Source organism: Helicobacter sp. 11-8110, from assembly GCF_003288905.1.
In the GTDB taxonomy this organism is placed as follows: Bacteria; Campylobacterota; Campylobacteria; order Campylobacterales; family Helicobacteraceae; genus Helicobacter_D; species Helicobacter_D colisuis.
The window spans coordinates 30,993-48,400 of sequence record NZ_NHYL01000004.1 but is presented as its reverse complement, the minus strand read 5'-3'; the positions used below and the strand labels follow the sequence as shown (position 1 = coordinate 48,400).

Genomic DNA, 17,408 nt, shown 5'->3' with positions numbered 1-17,408 from the left:
AAGAAAGTGAGATAATAATGTTTGAAGATTTGAAACCTCATATTCAAGACTTGCGCAAATGTTTAGTTGCAATTACTATAACGCTTTTAATAACCTTTTTAATCTCTTTTTATTTTTGGGAAATAATTTTAGATTGGATGGTGGCTCCTTTGAGTGCAGCTTTACCAAAAGGGCGTGAAAGTGTTATTTTTACGCAAGTTGGAGAGGCATTTTTTACGGCTATTAAAGTAGCTTTTTTTAGTGGATTTATTTTTGCCTTACCTATTATATTTTGGCAGATTTGGTCGTTTGTAGCTCCAGGTCTTTATGATAATGAAAAAAAGCTTGTTATCCCTTTTGTGATTTTTGGAACTTTTTTCTTTTTATGTGGTTGTGCGTTTGCGTATTATATTGCTTTTCCGGTGGGTTTTCATTATTTGATTAATTTTGGTAGTCAGCTTTTTACTGCGCTTCCAAGTATTGGGGATTATGTTGGATTCTTTGCAAAGTTAATGGTGGGATTTGGAATTTCTTTTGAGCTTCCTGTAATTACATTTTTTTTGGCAAAAATTGGACTAGTTACAGATAAAACTTTAAAAGATTATTTTAAATACGCTATCGTTCTTATTTTTATTTTGGCGGCTATTCTTACCCCTCCTGATATTCTTTCTCAATTTTTAATGGCGATTCCTTTAGCGTTTCTTTATGGTTTGTCTATTGTTATTGCTAAAATAGTTAATCCTTATAAAAATGAGACAGATGAGAATGAATGAATTATTGCTAGAGAGTTATGACTATAAGCTCCCTAAAGAGCTAATCGCTCTTAGCCCAATAATGCCACAAGAAAATGCTAAACTTTTGGTCTATGACAGAAAAGATTGCTCTATTGCACATACGACTTTTAGAGATTTTGCCAGTTTTTTACCCAAAAAGACTTTGTTAGTTTTTAATGATACTAAGGTAATTCCTGCTAGAATCTATGGTAAAAAACCACAAAAAGAAGCCTTGGGTGGTGGAAAAATAGAAGCTTTATTTCATAAAGAAATAGTGGAAAATTTATATTTAATGCAGTTAAAAGGACGATTAAAAATAGGAAATATTGTTGAGTTTGGAGAAGTTTTTGCAAAAATCCTTAAAGATTGTGGAATGGGGTTTAAGGAAGTTTCATTTTTTAAAGATGAAAAATGTTTGCATCCTCTAAGTCACCAAGAGTTTTTTGATTTTTTGCAGCAGTCTGGGCATATCCCTTTGCCACCTTATATTAAGCGTGAGGATAATCAAGAAGATAGAGTAAATTATAATTCTGTTTTTGCTAAAAATATGGGCGCGATTGCTGCTCCAACAGCTTCTTTGCATTTTAGCCAAGAGTCTTTTAGGGCTTTGCAAATGGACTTTGAGAATGCTTTTGTAACCTTGCATGTTGGTGCAGGGACTTTTATTGGAGTAAGCACAGAGAATATTTTGGAGCACAAAATGCACCAAGAAACTTTTGTAATACCTAAAGAAAGTGTGGAAAAAATCAAAAAAGCTTCACATATCACTGCCATTGGAACGACTGCCGCAAGAGTTTTGGAGTATTTTGCTCGCACCAAAGAAATGCAAGGAGAGTGTGATTTGTTTTTGCACCCCCAAAATAAGCCGATAATAACAAATGCCTTGTTAACAAATTTTCATTTACCTAAAACAACTTTATTAATGCTTGTGGCGTCATTTGTGGGATTAGATGAGACAAAGAGAATTTATCAACAAGCCATTGAAAAGAAATATCGCTTTTATTCTTATGGCGATGGAATGTTGGTGCTATGAATTTTGACTTAACAACACAAGCTAATCAAGCTTTAGAATCTTATGCAAAATTGCTTTTAGAGTGGAATGAGATTCATAGTTTAAGCGGGGCTAGAGATTTGGAGAGTATTTATAAAAATATTCAGGATTCTTTATATCCTTTGGAATTCTTAGGTGAAACTTTAAGAAGCAAGACAAAGCTTTTTGATGTAGGAAGTGGGAATGGATTTCCGGCTGTTGCTTTAGGGATTGCGCTTGGAACTGAAGTTGTGTTATGTGAGCCTAATGCCAAAAAGGCTGCTTTTTTGCAGAATCTTAAATCACAATTGGGATTAAAAAAATTTATGATTTTACGCAAAAAGGTGGAAGAAGTTAAGTTAGATAAAAAGCCAGATTTGATAACTTCAAGAGCGACTTTTAGCCTAGGGGGGTTTTTGCAAAAAACCCAGTCAATTATTGATAAAAATAGCTTGATTTTGCTTTATAAGGGTTCTTTGGTGCAAAATGAGATTCCTCAAGGATTGGAGTGTGAGTGCTTTCAGAGGGATTTTAGAAATTATTTAGTAATCAAAGGAGAGAAGATATGATAAAGATTTTATTGATTATTTTATTGGTGGTTGGAATTTATTTTTTTGTCCGAAAGATCGGCTCTAAAAACACACAAGAAACTCACTCAAAAAAGCCTAATTGCGAAGAAATTATGCTAGAGTGTAAAAAATGTGGTATTTATATCTCTTCTAAAGAAGCAATTATTAGCAATGGTGAGTATTACTGCTCTAAAGAATGCTTGGAGAGATCCTAAATGCTAATTTTAAATCATAAGCTTATTAATCCTTTAAAAATTGTTTATGTAGATTCAGCTAAAGCCATTGAAAAAACTTTACCTAATGAATTTTTAGTGATTAATGGGGATTTGGAATTGGCAAAATTTTGTTATGAAAATGCAGTAGAATATGCCAGTGTGGTCAGGAATCTTACAGAGGCATTGTTGCTTGTGAATCTTGGAGTAAAATTTTTAATTTGTGAAGATTTGCAAAAAGCAAAGGAAATACAAAAATTAGCTGAAAATTATTTATTTGATTCAAAAGTTTTATTGTGTATTTCATTGGACTACGAAATTGAACACGCTGCTAAGGCAGGGATTGATGGGGTAATTTTTTGGAAAATTTAGGGGAGTTTGAGCCATTTTGTGAATTAGATTTAGAATCGCAAAAAGCTTTGGCTAGGATTGCTACTTTAAAAAAATATAAAAAGAAAGAAATTATTTTTTATGAAGAAGATGAAGTTAGAGAAATTTATTTTTTAATTAAGGGTGGCGTGAAAATTTATAAAGTGGATAGATTTGATAGTGAAGTATTTTTTGGCATCTCTACAAAAGGTTTATTAAATGATTGTGATGATACAAAAAAATTAGTATCTTTTATGAATGTGGAGTGTGTAGAAGATTCTTTGGTGGCTTGTTTTGGAGTAGAGGGATTGCAAGCTGTTTTTGATTCTTATCCACAGATTTTAAAAATGTTTTTCAAAGAGGCGTTTAAAAGGATTAAGGTTTTTGAAAATGTAGTTTTGAGAGAATTGATTTTTGATAGCACAGCTAAAGTTGCTTATTCTTTGTATTCTGATTTAGATGAGTTTAATACCCATAAAAAACAAGAAAATGCAGCTTTTTTGAATATTCAACCAGAAACACTTTCAAGGATTCTAAAAAAACTGCATCGCGATAATATAATAAAAACCAATCAAGCAGGAAAAATAGAGATTTTAGATTTGCATAAACTTCAAATGATTTTTAAACAGGATGCAAAATGACAAAAATCGTTACACGCCTTATCGTTATTGGCATTATCACAACAATTTGTGTAGGGATTATGATGGTTTCTGTTATTTTGATTAATCAAAGAAGCTTGCAAGATGGGTATTTGATTAATATTGCAGGCAAACAAAGAATGCTTACTCAAAAAATTGCTAAAGAAATTTTTATGATTAACTCTCAAAATAAGCGAGGATTTGATGAACTAAATCAGTCTATTAAGGATTTTGAAAGCAATCTTGATATTTTGCAATATGGCAGTCAGGATGAAAACATTAATGCATCTACTAATTTGACAATTATTAAGCAGCTTAATTCAATTAAGAAGCAATGGTTAGTCTTTAAAAAAGAGGTGCAAGATTTTCAAAAAAAGGCATACAATATCTATATAGATAGAAATTTTTTAGAGGATAATAATTTGGTAATTTTAAGGCTTTCAGATCGTATTGTTCAAACGATGGTGGAAGCAAAAATACCACAACACATGATTGATGAGGCGGGTAAGCAAAGAATGCTTATTCAAAGAATGGCGTATTTACTAATCCATTATACTAATCAATGGGATGGTGTTTCTTATCGTGAATTAAAAGAAGTTTGTGATTTGTATGATTCTATGATTTTAAGTTTTTATCGCAATAAAAATTATCAAAAATACCCTAATGTTTATAAGGCTATTAAGGAAAATTATGAGTTTTGGAGAGTTTATTATCGGCATCTTCAAAGTGCTATGGTTATGCAAGAGGCAATAGTAGGGAACTTAAAAAATATTGCTGTGCAGAATACGGATTTGTTAAATCAGATTAACTGGATGGTGAATTATTATTCAGATGTTTCTACTCATTCGCGCTCTTATTTGGAAAAATTTCAATATGTAGCGGCTTTTATTATGGTGCTTTTGGCATTGCATTCAATGAGAAATTTATTTAATATTCACACGCATCTTAAAAAGTTTGTTAAAAAAACCCAAATGTTAGCACAAGGCGATTTTAAGGGGAATCTAGCAGAGGCTATCAAGCTAGAGGGGGAAAGTGAATTGTCTCTTGCTTCAAAGAATCTTTCTAGTTTTTTAAATAAATTCCATATGGCAAAAGAAACTTCAAATCGCGCTAAAGAATTGAGTGATGATATTAGTCGAGAGATTTTAGAATTAAGTGAGGAAATTAGAGAAAAGCTTGAAATGACACAAATTAGTCAAAATAAAAGAAAAAGCATAGAAAACGCGATTAATTTGGGTGAAGATATAGCGATTCAATCCAGTGAGCAATTAATTGTTGTTGCAAGATTACTAGAAAAGCTCCATGCAATTTTGCAGGATATTGAAAAATCCTGCGAAGAAAAGGAAAATAAAAAGTAGATTCTAAATTTAAGTAAGCAAAAAGATTGATTACATTCCCTTTTTGGCTTCTTCAAGTCTTTGCTGTTCAGAAATGTTTTGTGCAAGATTATCCCAGCGCAATTTAGCACCTCCTAGAAGATGAAAGTGCAGGTAAGGAATCTCTTGTCCTCCATCAATTCCAACATTGCTAATGATGCGGTAACCATTTTTGTCTAAACCTAGGGTTTTGGCGCATTCTTGGATAAATTCTGTCATTCCCGCCATTTCTTTGGGGCTTAATTGCTGGAAGTCTTTAGTGAATTTTTTGGGAATGATTAAGACATGAATGGGGGCTTTTGGGGCAATATCGTGGAAAGCAAGAAAATCTTCATTTTCTAAAACTTTATTACAAGGTGCTTCACCTTTGATAATTTTTTCAAAAATAGTCATTTGCAATCCTTTATTAAGAAGTTTTTTTGGAATTCTACCTTAATTTTGTGCAGTATTTTTTAAAAAATTAAGAAAAGTAAATCATTTTTTTATTACAATTTCTAAAAATAATTGACTTAGAAAACAGGAAGGAACTATTGGAAGAGGTATTTTCTAGAATTAATCAAGCTAAAAACACTGCAGAATTAGAAGAGATTCGTATTTCGGTGATGGGAAAAAAAGGAAGTTTGACTGCAAAATTTGCAGCATTAAAAAATTGCGATGAAGCCCAGAAAAAGACTTTGGCAAAAGAATTGAATTTATTAAAAATTGAATTTGAAAAAGCTTTGGCTAATAAAAAAGAAGAGTTAAGTTTTAAAGAATTGCAAGAGAAATTACAAGCACAAAAAATTGATGTTTCTTTGTTTAGTCCTTGTAGTTTTAAAGGCTCAAATCATCCAATTATGCTAATGTTAGATAGAATTGTAGAGTATTTTTTAAGTATGAATTTTATGATTAAAACAGGACCTTTAGTAGAAGATGATTTTCATAATTTTGAAGCCTTAAATCTTCCAAAATATCATCCAGCAAGAGATATGCAAGATACTTTTTATTTTAAAGATGGAAAGCTCTTAAGGACACATACTTCTCCTGTGCAGATTCGAACAATGGAATCTCAAAAGCCTCCTATTCGTATGATTTGTCCGGGGAATGTTTTTCGTTGCGATTATGATTTGACACATACGCCAATGTTTCATCAAGTGGAGGGTTTGGTTGTTGAGAATGGTAAAGATTCTGTGAGTTTTGCGAATTTGAAGTTTATTTTGGAAGATTTTTTAAAATATATGTTTGGGGATGTAAAGGTTCGATTTAGATCAAGCTATTTCCCTTTTACAGAGCCTAGCGCGGAAGTAGATATGAGTTGTATTTTTTGCAAAGGAGAGGGTTGTCGCGTTTGTTCTCACACGGGTTGGTTGGAAGTGCTTGGTTGTGGATGTGTGAGTGAAAATGTCTTTAGGGCAGTTGGATATGAGGATGTTAGTGGTTATGCCTTTGGATTGGGAGTTGAGAGATTTGCAATGTTGGCTTATAGTGTGCCAGATTTACGCGCATTTTTTGAAAGTGATTTGAGAATTTTGGAGCAGTTTCAATGAAATTTACAAGAAGTATTTTAAAGCATTTTTTACCTTTAGAGAATGTCAGTAGCGAGGTAATTTATAAAACATTAAATAAAATTGGTTTGGAAGTGGAATCGTTCCAAAAAATTTGTGCTCCAAAAAAGGTTGTGGTGGGCAAAATTTTGGAGTGTCAAAAGCATCCCGATGCTACTAAATTAAATGTTTGTCAAGTTGCAGTGAGTGGAAGTGAGGGCAATTATGAGATGCGACAAATTGTTTGTGGTGCTCCCAATGCTAGAGTGGGAATCTTTGTTGCTGTTGCGTTAGAGGGGGCTATTTTACCGCAAGTTACAATCAAAAAGGCGGTATTAAGAGGAGTAGAGAGTTGTGGTATGCTATGTTCTACGACCGAGCTTGGATTTCCTGCTATTAATGATGGAATTGTGGAGCTTGATGGAAGTATTGGTGTATTAGAGATTGGTAAAGAACTCTTGGAATATCCACATTTTAATGATGAGGTTTATGAAGTTTCAATTACTCCAAATCGCGGTGATTGTATGAGTTTAATTGGAATTGCTAGGGATTTAAGTGTGGCGCTTAATTTGGAGAGAAAACCACTAGAATCGCTAAAAAGCACAGAAAATGCACCAGGTATTGGTCGTGTGTTGCAAATTACAGCAGAAAAAGGGCATGATTCTTCTTTGTTGTATTGTGCAATGGAGACAGAACCCATTGTGATTCCACTTTGCGTGAGTTTATTTTTAGCTTACAATGATTCTTTGGCAAAGCATTGGCTTTTAAATACTTTGAATTTTTCTACGCTAGTGAGTGGGGTGATTTTAAATGCTTATCCACAGACATTTTGTCAATTAGGCAAAGCTTCTGGGGAAAATAAAGTGGTGTTAAATATTCAAGTTGATGAGTTAGGTTTTGAGAGCGTTTATCATAATGGTAAAAAACTTTCTGTGATTGGCATTAAATCTTGCTTAAATGAAGAAAGCTTAAGAGATCTAGGAGAAGGAAGAGAGTTTATTATCTTAGAGGCAAGTTATATTCCTCCCAAAGTCATTGCACAGAAGGTTTTAGAAACTAAAAGTAAATCCAAAGTGGATCCTAAAGTTTTTCAGCGCACAGCCAGAGGCAGTAATCCTAATTTGCAAATGGGTTTTGATGTATTAGGTAAGCTTTTGTGTTGTGAAGATGTTATTTTATATAGCGATTCTCAAGAGCTAATCGCAACACAAAATTGCAATCCTATCACTATTAGCATTCCTTTAATAGCTAAGACAATTGGGACTGGGTTGGATCGCACAAAAGTTGTGCAGATTTTACAGGCATTGGAATTTAAAATCGAGATTCCTGTGGATGAAAATTTGCTTGTGGTAACGCCACCACCTTTTAGACACGATATTTCAAGCTATCAAGATGTAGCAGAAGAAGTGATTAGATTTATTGGGATTGATGAGATTCCAAGTCAGCCTTTGGTACTCATTCAAGGTAATCAAAACAATGCTGAATCAAACTTTTATCGCTTTAAACGGCAACTAGCTAAAAAAGCAATTGGAGTAAATTTTAATGAGAGTGTGCATTTTGTTTTTCAAGATAAACAAAAACTTCAACGATATGGCTTTGAAGTCTTGAAGGATGAGCTAGAATTGCTTAATCCTATCACTAATGAGTTAAATACTTTGCGAAGCACCTTGCTTTTAGGTTTGTTAGAGGCAGCACGATTGAATAAAAACAATGGTTTTAATGGGATTTCTCTAATGGAAGTAGGAGAAGTTTATGATTCTAATCGCAATCAAAGCACAAAAATTGCATTCTTGCAAAGTGGATTAGTAGCACAAGAGCGCTATCCTAATGCAAAAGGAATTAAAGGAGATTATTTTGCTTTTGCTAATAGAATCTCCCGTGTAATTGGAGAATTTTCATTGCAAGAAACGCAAAGCAAGGTAGGAATTTTTCACCCAGGACAATGTGCAAAAATGATTTATAACAATCAAGAACTCGGTATTCTCTCAGCACTTCATCCGCAAATTGCAGAAGAGTTTGGGCTAGAAGATACTTACTTGTGTGAAGTGGATTTAGAAAAACTCTCTAGCAAAAATCCACAAGTTGAAATGTATTCGAAATTCCAAAAAATCACTCGAGATTTAAGTGTGGTTGTAAATAAATCAATCCCTTATTATCGCCTAAAAGAGACAATTTCTAGTTTGAATATTCCTGTTATTGTTGGCTTTTATCCACTAGATATTTATAAAGATGATAATCTCAAAGAATCAATTAGCTTAACTATCCGCTTTGAACTTCAATCACACCAAAAAACTTTAGAAGAAAAAGACATTGGGAGTGTGATGGATCAAGTTTTAGAAGCATTAGCGCAGAATCATAAGGTAGTATTGCGATGATTTTGAGAGTTTTGGGCGCATCAAGCTTTGATCTTGAGATACAAGAGATTGCTGCAGACAAATCTATTTCGCATCGTTGTGCTATTTTTTCGCTTTTGAGCGATAAGCCTTCTTTGATTCGCAATTACCTTAAAGGCGAAGATACGCTAGATAGTTTGAATATTGCTAAAAGGCTTGGTTTGGAAGTGAGAGAAGAAGGCAGTGAAATGGTGCTAACTCCACCGCCAAACATTCAAGAGCCAAGAAGCATTTTAGAATGTGGTAATGCAGGAACAGCTATTAGGCTTTATTTGGGGTTGCTTAGTGCGCAAAAAGGCTTGTTTGTCTTAAGTGGAGATTGTTATTTAAATAGGCGTCCTATGAAACGCGTTGTGTTGCCATTAAGAAGTATTGGGGCTACGATTTTGGGTCGAGAAGATGGGAATCTAGCGCCACTTGTTGTGGTAGGAAATGGAAATTTACAAGCTTTTGATTATACCAGTCAAATTCCAAGCGCACAAGTAAAATCAGCTTTGTTGCTAAGTGGGCTTTTTGCAAAGGGCGATTCGCGCTACAAAGAGCCCGAGCTTAGTCGCGACCATACTGAACGAATGCTAAGTGGAATGGGTGCTGAGATTGAAAGTAAAATCAATAAAGCAGGTGAAGTGGAGATACACCTTTTGCCTTTAAAACAAAAGCTTAAACCGCTTGTGATGGAGATTCCAGCCGATCCTTCAAGTGCCTTTTTCTTTGCTTTAGCAGCTGCTATTATGCCAAATTCTCATCTTGTGTTAAAAAATATTTTATTAAATCCAACACGAATCGAAGCTTTTAGAATCTTGGAAAAAATGGGTGCAAAAATCATCTATAAAGAAGTTTTAAATACCTATGAAAGTATCGGTGATATTGAGATTCTTTCACCGCAAAGTTTGCAGAGTGTTGAAGTGAGTGAGAAAATTTCGTGGTTGATTGATGAGATTCCTGCATTAGCTATTGCAATGGCATGCGCTAAGGGAGTAAGTAAGGTAAAAAATGCCAAGGAATTAAGGGTTAAAGAAACCGATAGAATCAAGGCAGTAGTTGAAAATTTGAAACTTTGTGGGATTGAAGCAAGAGAGCTAGAAGATGGTTTTGAGATTAAAGGAGGAGAGATTAAAAGGGCGGAAGTTCCTAGTTATGGAGATCATAGAATAGCGATGAGTTTTGCAATTGCGGGATTGAAAAATGGAATGGAGATTACCCAAGCAGAATATATCAACATTTCATTTCCTAACTTTTTAGAAATTTTGAGCAAAATCACGCAGGTGGAGAAAAGAGAATGCAAGTAAAATTAGCTAAAAGCTATGGGTTTTGTTTTGGTGTGAGACGCGCCATAAAGTTAGCTGAAAGTAAGCCTAATGGAATCACGCTAGGACCTTTAATTCATAATGCTAAAGAAATCAATCGCCTAAAAGATAAATTTAATGTGGTTGTGAATGAAAATATTCAAGAGATTCCCAAAGATGCTGAAGTAATCATTCGCACTCACGGAATCACAAAAGAGGATTTGCAAAAGTTAAGGGAAAAGACAAAGAATATTACTGATGCAACATGTCCTTTTGTAACCAAACCGCAAGAAATTTGTGAAAAAATGAGCAATGAGGGTTATGGGATTATTATTTTTGGCGATGAGAAACACCCTGAGGTAAAGGGAGTAATGAGTTATTGTAAAACAACTCCTTTGGTGGTAGAGAGCCTAGAAGCACTCAAACAAGCTAAAGTTCCCGATAAAGTTGTGCTGATTTCTCAAACAACTAAAAACATTGAAATTTTTTTAGAAATAGCAGACTTTTTGATTCGACAATGTTCGGAGTGTCGCGTGTTTAATACAATTTGCAATGCAACTTTTGATAATCAAGAATCAGCTAGGAATCTTGCTAAAGAAGTGGATATTATGGTGATTGTTGGTGGAAAAAATTCTTCTAACACAAAACAGCTTTATAATATTTCTAAGGAATATTGCGAAGATTGTTACTTAATAGAGGATTTTAGGGAGTTAAATCAAGAATGGTTTAATGGCAAAAAGCTCTGCGGAGTGAGTGCTGGAGCATCAACTCCAAATTGGATTATTAATGAAGTTGTTAAAACAATCCAAAAATATTAGTGCTTTTAATACTTTTAAAAGGCTAGTTGAGTTACAATAGAAATATTTTATTTTTTAAAAAGGGCGCAGATGGCTGTGGTAGGAATTAATATACAAGAATTGGATGAAATTATAGTTGATGAAGATTTTGCTTTAATGTTAGAGCAATACGAGAAAAGAGAGAGTGAAAAAATTTCACAAGGTGAGATAGTCTCTATTGAAAATGGGCAGGTTATTATTGCAGTTTCAGGAGAAAAAAAAGAGGGTGTTATTGCTGTGAGTGAAATTCAAGACTCTCAAGGGAATTTGCTTTTCAAAGTTGGAGATTTGTTGCCTATAGTGATTATGGGAAAAAGAAATGAGCAACCTTTGGTTTCTTATAAAAAAGCAGTTCGCAGAGAAAAGATTCGCAAATACATTAAGAATCTTGGTGAAGATTATAAAGATAAAATTGTTGAGGGCATAGTTGTCAAGAAAAATAAAGGTGGTTATATCGTAGAGGGTGAGGGTGTAGAATTCTTTATGCCTAAATTTGTGGCAGCTTTCAAAGAGGGAAGTAAAAATGAAGGTAAGCGCATCAAAGCATGTATTATTAATGTTAAACCTGAAGAAGATAGCATTGTGATTTCAAGAAAGCGTTTGTTTGAGATTGAAAATAGCGTCAAAAAGGATGTGATTGAGAATTTGCTTAAACAAGAGGGTGCATTAGAAGGAACTATCAAGAAAATCACAAGTTTTGGTATGTTTGTGGATGTAGAAGGTGTAGAAGGCTTGGTGCATTACACTGAGATTAGCCACAAAGGACCAGTTAATCCTTCGAAAATCTATAAAGAGGGCGATAAAGTATCAGTTAAAATCCTTTCATACGATAAAGACAAAAGACGCTTAGCACTTTCTATTAAAAATACCATTGAAGATCCTTGGAAAGAAGTTGAGAATGAGCTAGAAGTAGGGGATGCGATTAAGGTTATTGTGAGCAATATTGAGCCTTATGGTGTATTTGTGGATTTAGGAAATGATATTGAAGGATTTTTGCATATCTCAGAAATTTCTTGGAACAAAAATATTCAAAACCCAGAAGAGTTTTTGAAAACAGGGCAAGAAATTGATGTAGAAGTCATTGAAATTGATACAAAAGAGAGACGCTTAAGGGTGTCTTTAAAGAAATTGCTCGATAAGCCTTTTGCGCAGTTTGTCAAAAAACATAAAGAAGGTGATATTTTAAAAGGCTCTGTTGCAACACTCACAGATTTCGGTGCCTTTATTAAATTAGATGGAATTGATGGTTTGTTGCATAATGAAGATGCATATTGGAATAAGAATGAAAAATGTAAAGATTTAATGAAAATTGGTGATGAAATTGAAGTGAAAATTGCTAAAATTGATAAAGAAAAGGAAAGAATCTCATTAACACGCAAAGGAATCATTGCTTCACCGGTAGAAGAATTTGCTAAAAAACATTCTGAAGATGAAGAGGTTCAAGGTGTAGTTAGAGACATTAAAGACTTTGGAGTATTTATTAAGCTAGATGAAGATATGGATGCTCTAATCCGCAATGAAGATTTATTCCCAATCAAAAAAGAAGAAATCAAAATCGGAGATTCCATTAAAGGCGTTATTTCTTTAATTGATAAACAAAACAATAAAATTCGAGTTTCTATTAGACGCTTAGAGAAGCAAAAAGAAAAAGCTAATCTAAAAAATTTTAATAGTAATGCCGATGATAAAATGACATTGGGAGATATTCTTAAAAATCAAATCTCTTAAAAGAATTTGCAATGCAAACAAGAGTTTTGATAGGTGTTTTTAGTTTTCTAACTTTTGCGATTCTGTATGTTTTAATACGGGATTATGCACAGGCAATACATTCTTATTCGATTCCGAATGTAGAACCTTATCAATTAGAAAAAGTAGAAGATAATGCAACAATAAAAATACCTAAGGAGCTAAGTTGGCTAAATCAGCTCTCAGCTAAGGGCGGGGTTAGCTACTTTTATCCTGCCTCTGAGTTGCGTGTGAAATTATTATTTGGAAAGAATCTCAAAAAAGATGACACAGAAACATTTAGAGTTTCTGTAGGAATCATTGATGATTATCAGTTTTTTTGCATTAATCAAGTTTTAAGTGCTAATAATATCGATTATTCCTATTATAAGGTAGGAGAAAGTATTTGGTTGGTTGTCGCTACAGATGATGAGAAATATTTGCGTAGTGTTTTAGAAGAGTTAAAACATTATGAAATTCATTATTCTTTGTCTAAATCTTAAAAAGGAGTTAAGATGTCTAAATTTACAATCATAGTTTGTGATCATATTCATCAAAGCGGTTTGGATTTGCTAGAGAAGGCAACGGATGTTGAAGTGTTAAATCTTGCAAGCTTACCAAAAGATGAATTAAAAAAAGAGCTTCATAAAGCGGATGTGGCTATTACAAGGAGTTCTACAGATGTTGATGAATCATTTTTATCAATGGCTACCAAACTTAGAGCAGTTGTTCGTGCTGGAGTAGGTGTAGATAATGTGGATATTGAAGCTTCTAGTAAGCGTGGTGTGGTAGTGATGAATGTTCCAACGGCAAATACTATTGCTGCAGTGGAATTAACTTGTGCGCACATTTTGAGCGCTATTAGAAATTTTCCAGGAGCTAATGCGCAACTTAAAGCTGATCGAGTATGGAAGCGTGAAGATTGGTATGGCACGGAGTTAAAAGGTAAAAAGCTTGGGATTATTGGTTTTGGTAATATTGGGAGTCGTGTTGGAAAGCGCATGAAAGCTTTTGAAATGGAAGTGATTGCATACGATCCTTATATTAATCCAGCAAAGGCTACAGATTTAGGAATCGCTTATACAAAAGATTTTAATGAAATTTTAGCTTGTGATATTATTACGATTCATACTCCAAAAAATAAAGAAACCATCAATATTATCAATAAAGAACAAATCGCTAAAATGAAAGATGGCGTTATTTTGATTAATTGCGCTAGAGGTGGCTTGTATAATGAAGATGCTCTTTTTGAAGCTTTAGAGAGTGGTAAAGTAAGATGGGCAGGAATTGATGTTTTTACAAAAGAACCTGCCACTTCTAATAAATTACTAGATTTATCAAATATCTATGTAACTCCACATATTGGAGCTAATACGCTTGAATCCCAAGAAAAAATTGCTATTGAGGCTGCAGAAGCAGCACTTGAATCAGCAAGAGGCTCTAGTTTTCCTAATGCTTTGAATCTGCCTATTAAGGAAACTGAATTACCAGATTTTATGAAGGCTTATTTGGAATTAGTTCAAAAAATGGCATTTTTTGCAATTCAGGTTAATAAAAACGAGATTCGATCCATTAAACTTGAAGCACAAGGAGAGATTAGTGAATATTTATCTTCGCTTTCTACTTTCGCGTTAGTTGGTATTTTAAATGCAACCATTGGAGATAAAGTTAATTATGTTAATGCTCCTTATGTGGCAAAAGAGCGAGGGGTAGAGATTGCACTTGAAGTTAAAACACTGCAAAATGTTTATAGAAATCAAATTAGGCTAACCCTGCTAACTCAAGAGGGAGAATTTAGTGTTTCTGGAACTGTGTTTAATGAAAATACGCCAAAAATTGTAGAAATCAATCATTTTGAGCTTGATATTGCACCAAGGGGGCGTATGATTCTCTTTAGAAACAATGATACTCCAGGGGTCATTGGTTTTGTTGGGACAACTTTGGCGAAATATAATATTAATATTGCAGACTTTAGACTTGGGCGATATGGTAAAGAAGCTTTGGCTGTGATTCTTGTCGATGATGAAGTTTCTAATGAAGTTATAAAAGAACTTTCTGCTATTGAAGCTTGTTTATCTATTAGATATGTTGTTCTATAATTTTCCTCCTTTTTTGGAGGAATTAAGTAAAATTTGAGCTAATTTTGGTAATAATTCCAGTTCCAACAAGAGCCGGGGTGGTGAAATTGGTAGACGCGCCAGACTCAAAATCTGGTGGGGGCAACCCCGTGTCGGTTCGATTCCGACCCTCGGCACCACATACTTACATTTTTTTTAATCTCTTTATTTTTTATGGTCTATTTGTAGAATCTTTCTAGTCCCACTTCTTTATGTTGCTTATTTTTTTAATTGAGTATTTTAAAAGTTAATTTTTGGCAAAAGGCAACGAATTTAAGATAATTGTTTGGCGATAGACTTATGAACTTAGAGTATATGAGTAAAAATTAAACATTTTTTTTAAAAAAAGCCTAAAATAATAATTCTTTTTTATTTCTTTGTGTAATTTTGTAGAGAAATATAGAATAATATGCACGTCATTATTTTTTTAAAGGATGATTAATGAATAAGCTTTTAGGTTTATTACTTTGGGCTATCGTTGCATTTATTGGTGCATGGGGCTTTGGAGTTTTGGCATTACATAGAGGTGAGCAAATCTCAGCTGTATGGATTGTTGTAGCGGCTGTTTGTATTTATGCTATTGGATATCGGTTTTATTCCAAGTATATTGCCACAAAGGTGCTTGGACTTGATGATAATCGTGCAACACCTGCTTTAAGTATGAATGATGGTAGAGATTTTGTTCCAACAAATAAAATCGTTCTTTTTGGTCATCATTTTGCCGCAATTGCTGGGGCAGGTCCACTTGTAGGTCCAATTCTTGCTGCACAAATGGGTTATTTACCTGGTATGATTTGGATTGTTGTTGGAGTTGTTTTAGCAGGGGCTGTGCATGACTTTACCGTGCTATTTATCTCTACACGCAGAAATGGTAAAAGTTTAGGAGAGATGATTAAACTAGAGCTTGGTAAGGGCGTAGGAAGTATTGCGATGATAGGGATTTTAGGTATTATGATGCTAATTATTGCAATTTTGGCTCTTGTTGTAGTTAATGCGTTAGCAGAATCTCCTTGGGGGCTTTTTACAATTGCAATGACAATTCCTATTGCCATTTATATGGGGCTACATATGCGATTTTTGCGTCCTGGTAAGATTGGTGAAGCAAGTATTATAGGGTTTATTTTATTGATTTTGGCATTGTATTATGGAAGTGTAGTGGCAGAAAATGAATTCTTAGCTTCTGTTTTTACTTTAAGTCCTGTTACATTAACTTATATAATGATTGCGTATGGTTTTGTTGCTGCAATTTTGCCTGTTTGGTTTTTGCTTGCACCTAGAGATTATTTGAGCACATTTTTAAAAATTGGTGTTATTGTGCTTATGGGACTTGGAATCTTAATTGTAAGACCAGATGTGCAATTTCCTAGTATTACAAAATTTATTGATGGAAGTGGTCCTGTTTTTAGTGGTCAGTTTTTCCCTTTCTTGTTTATCACCATCGCTTGTGGAGCCATTAGTGGATTCCATGCATTGATTTCAAGTGGGACTACACCAAAAATGCTTGAAAAAGAATCTCATGCTAGAATGGTTGGATATGGTTCTATGATTATGGAATCAGCAGTTGCTATCATGGCTTTGATTGCAGCTTGTATTTTAACTCCAGGTTTATATTTTGCCATCAATGTTGCTCCTGCAGGACTTGGAACAACTGGGATTTCAGATGTGGCGCAAGCTGCAAGTGTAGCGGCACAAACAATTAGTAATTTTGGATTTGTTATCACGCCTCAAGAAATCTTGGGAATGGCTGAGAGTATTGGAGAAAATAGTGTGTTGAGCCGCACAGGTGGGGCACCTACTTTTGCAATTGGATTAGCAATGATTGTTTCTAAAATACCTTTGTTTAATCAGGGTTCTATTGCATTTTGGTATCATTTTGCTATTTTGTTTGAAGCACTTTTTATTCTTACTGCTGTTGATGCAGGGACTAGAGCAGGAAGATTTATGGTGCAAGATATTTTAGGAAATGTTTATAAGCCAATAGGAAATATTCATTCGATATTTTGGGGGGTTGTTGCAACTTTAATTTGTGTTGTAGCTTGGGGTTATATTCTTTATCAAGGCGTAACAGATCCGCAAGGTGGAATCAAATCGCTTTGGACGCTTTTTGGAGTCTCCAATCAAATGTTAGCAGGTATGGCGCTTTTGCTTGTAATTGCGGTTTTATTCAAAATGGGTCGAGGCAAACAAGCTTGGGTTGCTATTATTCCTGCGGTTTGGGTTTTGGTTTCAACTCTTTATGCAGGTATCTTAAAGTTGCTTCCTGCTAATGGTGAGAAGATTCATGATTCAGTTAGCCACATTGCGCTTTGGCAAATCAATAGTGCAAAAGCCGCAATTGAAACTAATGTAGAATTGGCAGAAAAATTTGCCACCATTGCTACTAATAATCTAATTAATGCAGGGTTATGTGCATTCTTTATGATAGTAACTTGTTTGGTGCTATTGCAAACAATTCGCATTTGTTGGAAATGTAGTAGGGGAGAAAATGATATTCCACTTGCCGAATCACCTTACCTTAATGCTAGCGATTATGAAGGTAAAGTGGTAGCACACTAAATAAAATAGGCTTTTTGAGCCTATTT

The 17,408-nt window shown here is 34.1% G+C and carries 16 protein-coding genes and 1 tRNA gene; 16 read left to right on the top strand and 1 reads right to left on the bottom strand.

Annotated features, from left to right (window positions below; translation table 11 throughout):
• Positions 1-17 precede the first annotated feature (17 nt).
• The 7 genes from tatC to CCY98_RS04960 are packed head-to-tail and all read left to right on the top strand — an operon-like array spanning position 18 to position 4,928.
• Complete coding sequence (tatC, locus tag CCY98_RS04990; RefSeq protein ID WP_112057490.1) at positions 18-752, top strand: twin-arginine translocase subunit TatC; 735 nt, start codon at positions 18-20, stop codon at positions 750-752.
• The gene (queA, locus tag CCY98_RS04985) at positions 745-1,785 is read left to right on the top strand and encodes a tRNA preQ1(34) S-adenosylmethionine ribosyltransferase-isomerase QueA (protein ID WP_181566550.1); all 1,041 of its coding nucleotides are present in this window, start codon (positions 745-747) and stop codon (positions 1,783-1,785) included. The genes tatC and queA overlap by 8 nt, the downstream gene beginning before the upstream one ends.
• Entirely contained in the window at positions 1,782-2,351 is a 570-nt protein-coding gene (rsmG, locus tag CCY98_RS04980) for a 16S rRNA (guanine(527)-N(7))-methyltransferase RsmG (protein ID WP_112057488.1), read from the top strand. The genes queA and rsmG overlap by 4 nt, the downstream gene beginning before the upstream one ends.
• Complete coding sequence (locus CCY98_RS04975; protein ID WP_112057487.1) at positions 2,348-2,566, top strand: PP0621 family protein; 219 nt, start codon at positions 2,348-2,350, stop codon at positions 2,564-2,566. The genes rsmG and CCY98_RS04975 overlap by 4 nt, the downstream gene beginning before the upstream one ends.
• Positions 2,567-2,935 (top strand): hypothetical protein, encoded by a 369-nt coding sequence (locus tag CCY98_RS04970; RefSeq protein ID WP_112057486.1) that lies wholly within the window; start codon positions 2,567-2,569, stop codon positions 2,933-2,935. It abuts the gene before it with no gap.
• On the top strand, positions 2,923-3,573 hold the full coding sequence (locus CCY98_RS04965; protein ID WP_112057485.1) for a Crp/Fnr family transcriptional regulator: 651 nt from the start codon (positions 2,923-2,925) through the stop codon (positions 3,571-3,573). The genes CCY98_RS04970 and CCY98_RS04965 overlap by 13 nt, the downstream gene beginning before the upstream one ends.
• Positions 3,570-4,928 carry a type IV pili methyl-accepting chemotaxis transducer N-terminal domain-containing protein gene (locus tag CCY98_RS04960; protein WP_112057484.1) on the top strand — a complete coding sequence of 453 codons (1,359 nt, stop codon included), beginning with the start codon at positions 3,570-3,572 and terminating at the stop codon, positions 4,926-4,928. Before CCY98_RS04965 ends, CCY98_RS04960 begins: the two co-directional genes overlap by 4 nt.
• A gap of 30 nt (positions 4,929-4,958) precedes the next feature.
• On the opposite strand, the gene CCY98_RS04955 is transcribed toward CCY98_RS04960, so the two are convergent.
• Complete coding sequence (locus CCY98_RS04955) at positions 4,959-5,339, bottom strand: histidine triad nucleotide-binding protein (RefSeq protein WP_112057483.1); 381 nt, start codon at positions 5,337-5,339, stop codon at positions 4,959-4,961.
• 137 nt (positions 5,340-5,476) lie between these two features.
• On the opposite strand from CCY98_RS04955, the gene pheS reads away from it, so the two are divergent.
• From pheS to CCY98_RS04910, 9 genes are all read left to right on the top strand, one after another.
• On the top strand, positions 5,477-6,472 hold the full coding sequence (pheS, locus tag CCY98_RS04950) for a phenylalanine--tRNA ligase subunit alpha (RefSeq protein ID WP_112057482.1): 996 nt from the start codon (positions 5,477-5,479) through the stop codon (positions 6,470-6,472).
• A complete protein-coding gene (gene pheT / locus CCY98_RS04945) occupies positions 6,469-8,844 on the top strand; it encodes a phenylalanine--tRNA ligase subunit beta (protein ID WP_112057481.1) in 2,376 nt (791 codons plus the stop codon). Before pheS ends, pheT begins: the two co-directional genes overlap by 4 nt.
• The gene (gene aroA / locus CCY98_RS04940) at positions 8,841-10,151 is read left to right on the top strand and encodes a 3-phosphoshikimate 1-carboxyvinyltransferase (RefSeq protein ID WP_112057480.1); all 1,311 of its coding nucleotides are present in this window, start codon (positions 8,841-8,843) and stop codon (positions 10,149-10,151) included. Before pheT ends, aroA begins: the two co-directional genes overlap by 4 nt.
• Positions 10,142-10,966, top strand: a complete 825-nt coding sequence (locus tag CCY98_RS04935) for a 4-hydroxy-3-methylbut-2-enyl diphosphate reductase (protein ID WP_112057479.1) — start codon at positions 10,142-10,144, stop codon at positions 10,964-10,966. Before aroA ends, CCY98_RS04935 begins: the two co-directional genes overlap by 10 nt.
• Before the next feature lie 69 nt (positions 10,967-11,035).
• Entirely contained in the window at positions 11,036-12,712 is a 1,677-nt protein-coding gene (locus tag CCY98_RS04930; RefSeq protein WP_112057478.1) for a 30S ribosomal protein S1, read from the top strand.
• Positions 12,713-12,723: 11 nt separating this feature from the next.
• Positions 12,724-13,212 (top strand): hypothetical protein, encoded by a 489-nt coding sequence (locus tag CCY98_RS04925; RefSeq protein ID WP_112057477.1) that lies wholly within the window; start codon positions 12,724-12,726, stop codon positions 13,210-13,212.
• 12 nt (positions 13,213-13,224) lie between these two features.
• On the top strand, positions 13,225-14,808 hold the full coding sequence (serA, locus tag CCY98_RS04920) for a phosphoglycerate dehydrogenase (protein WP_112057476.1): 1,584 nt from the start codon (positions 13,225-13,227) through the stop codon (positions 14,806-14,808).
• Between the two features lie 71 nt (positions 14,809-14,879).
• Positions 14,880-14,966: transfer RNA gene (locus CCY98_RS04915), tRNA-Leu, on the top strand.
• A gap of 301 nt (positions 14,967-15,267) precedes the next feature.
• The gene (locus CCY98_RS04910) at positions 15,268-17,382 is read left to right on the top strand and encodes a carbon starvation CstA family protein (protein ID WP_112057475.1); all 2,115 of its coding nucleotides are present in this window, start codon (positions 15,268-15,270) and stop codon (positions 17,380-17,382) included.
• The last annotated feature ends 26 nt before the right edge of the window (positions 17,383-17,408 follow it).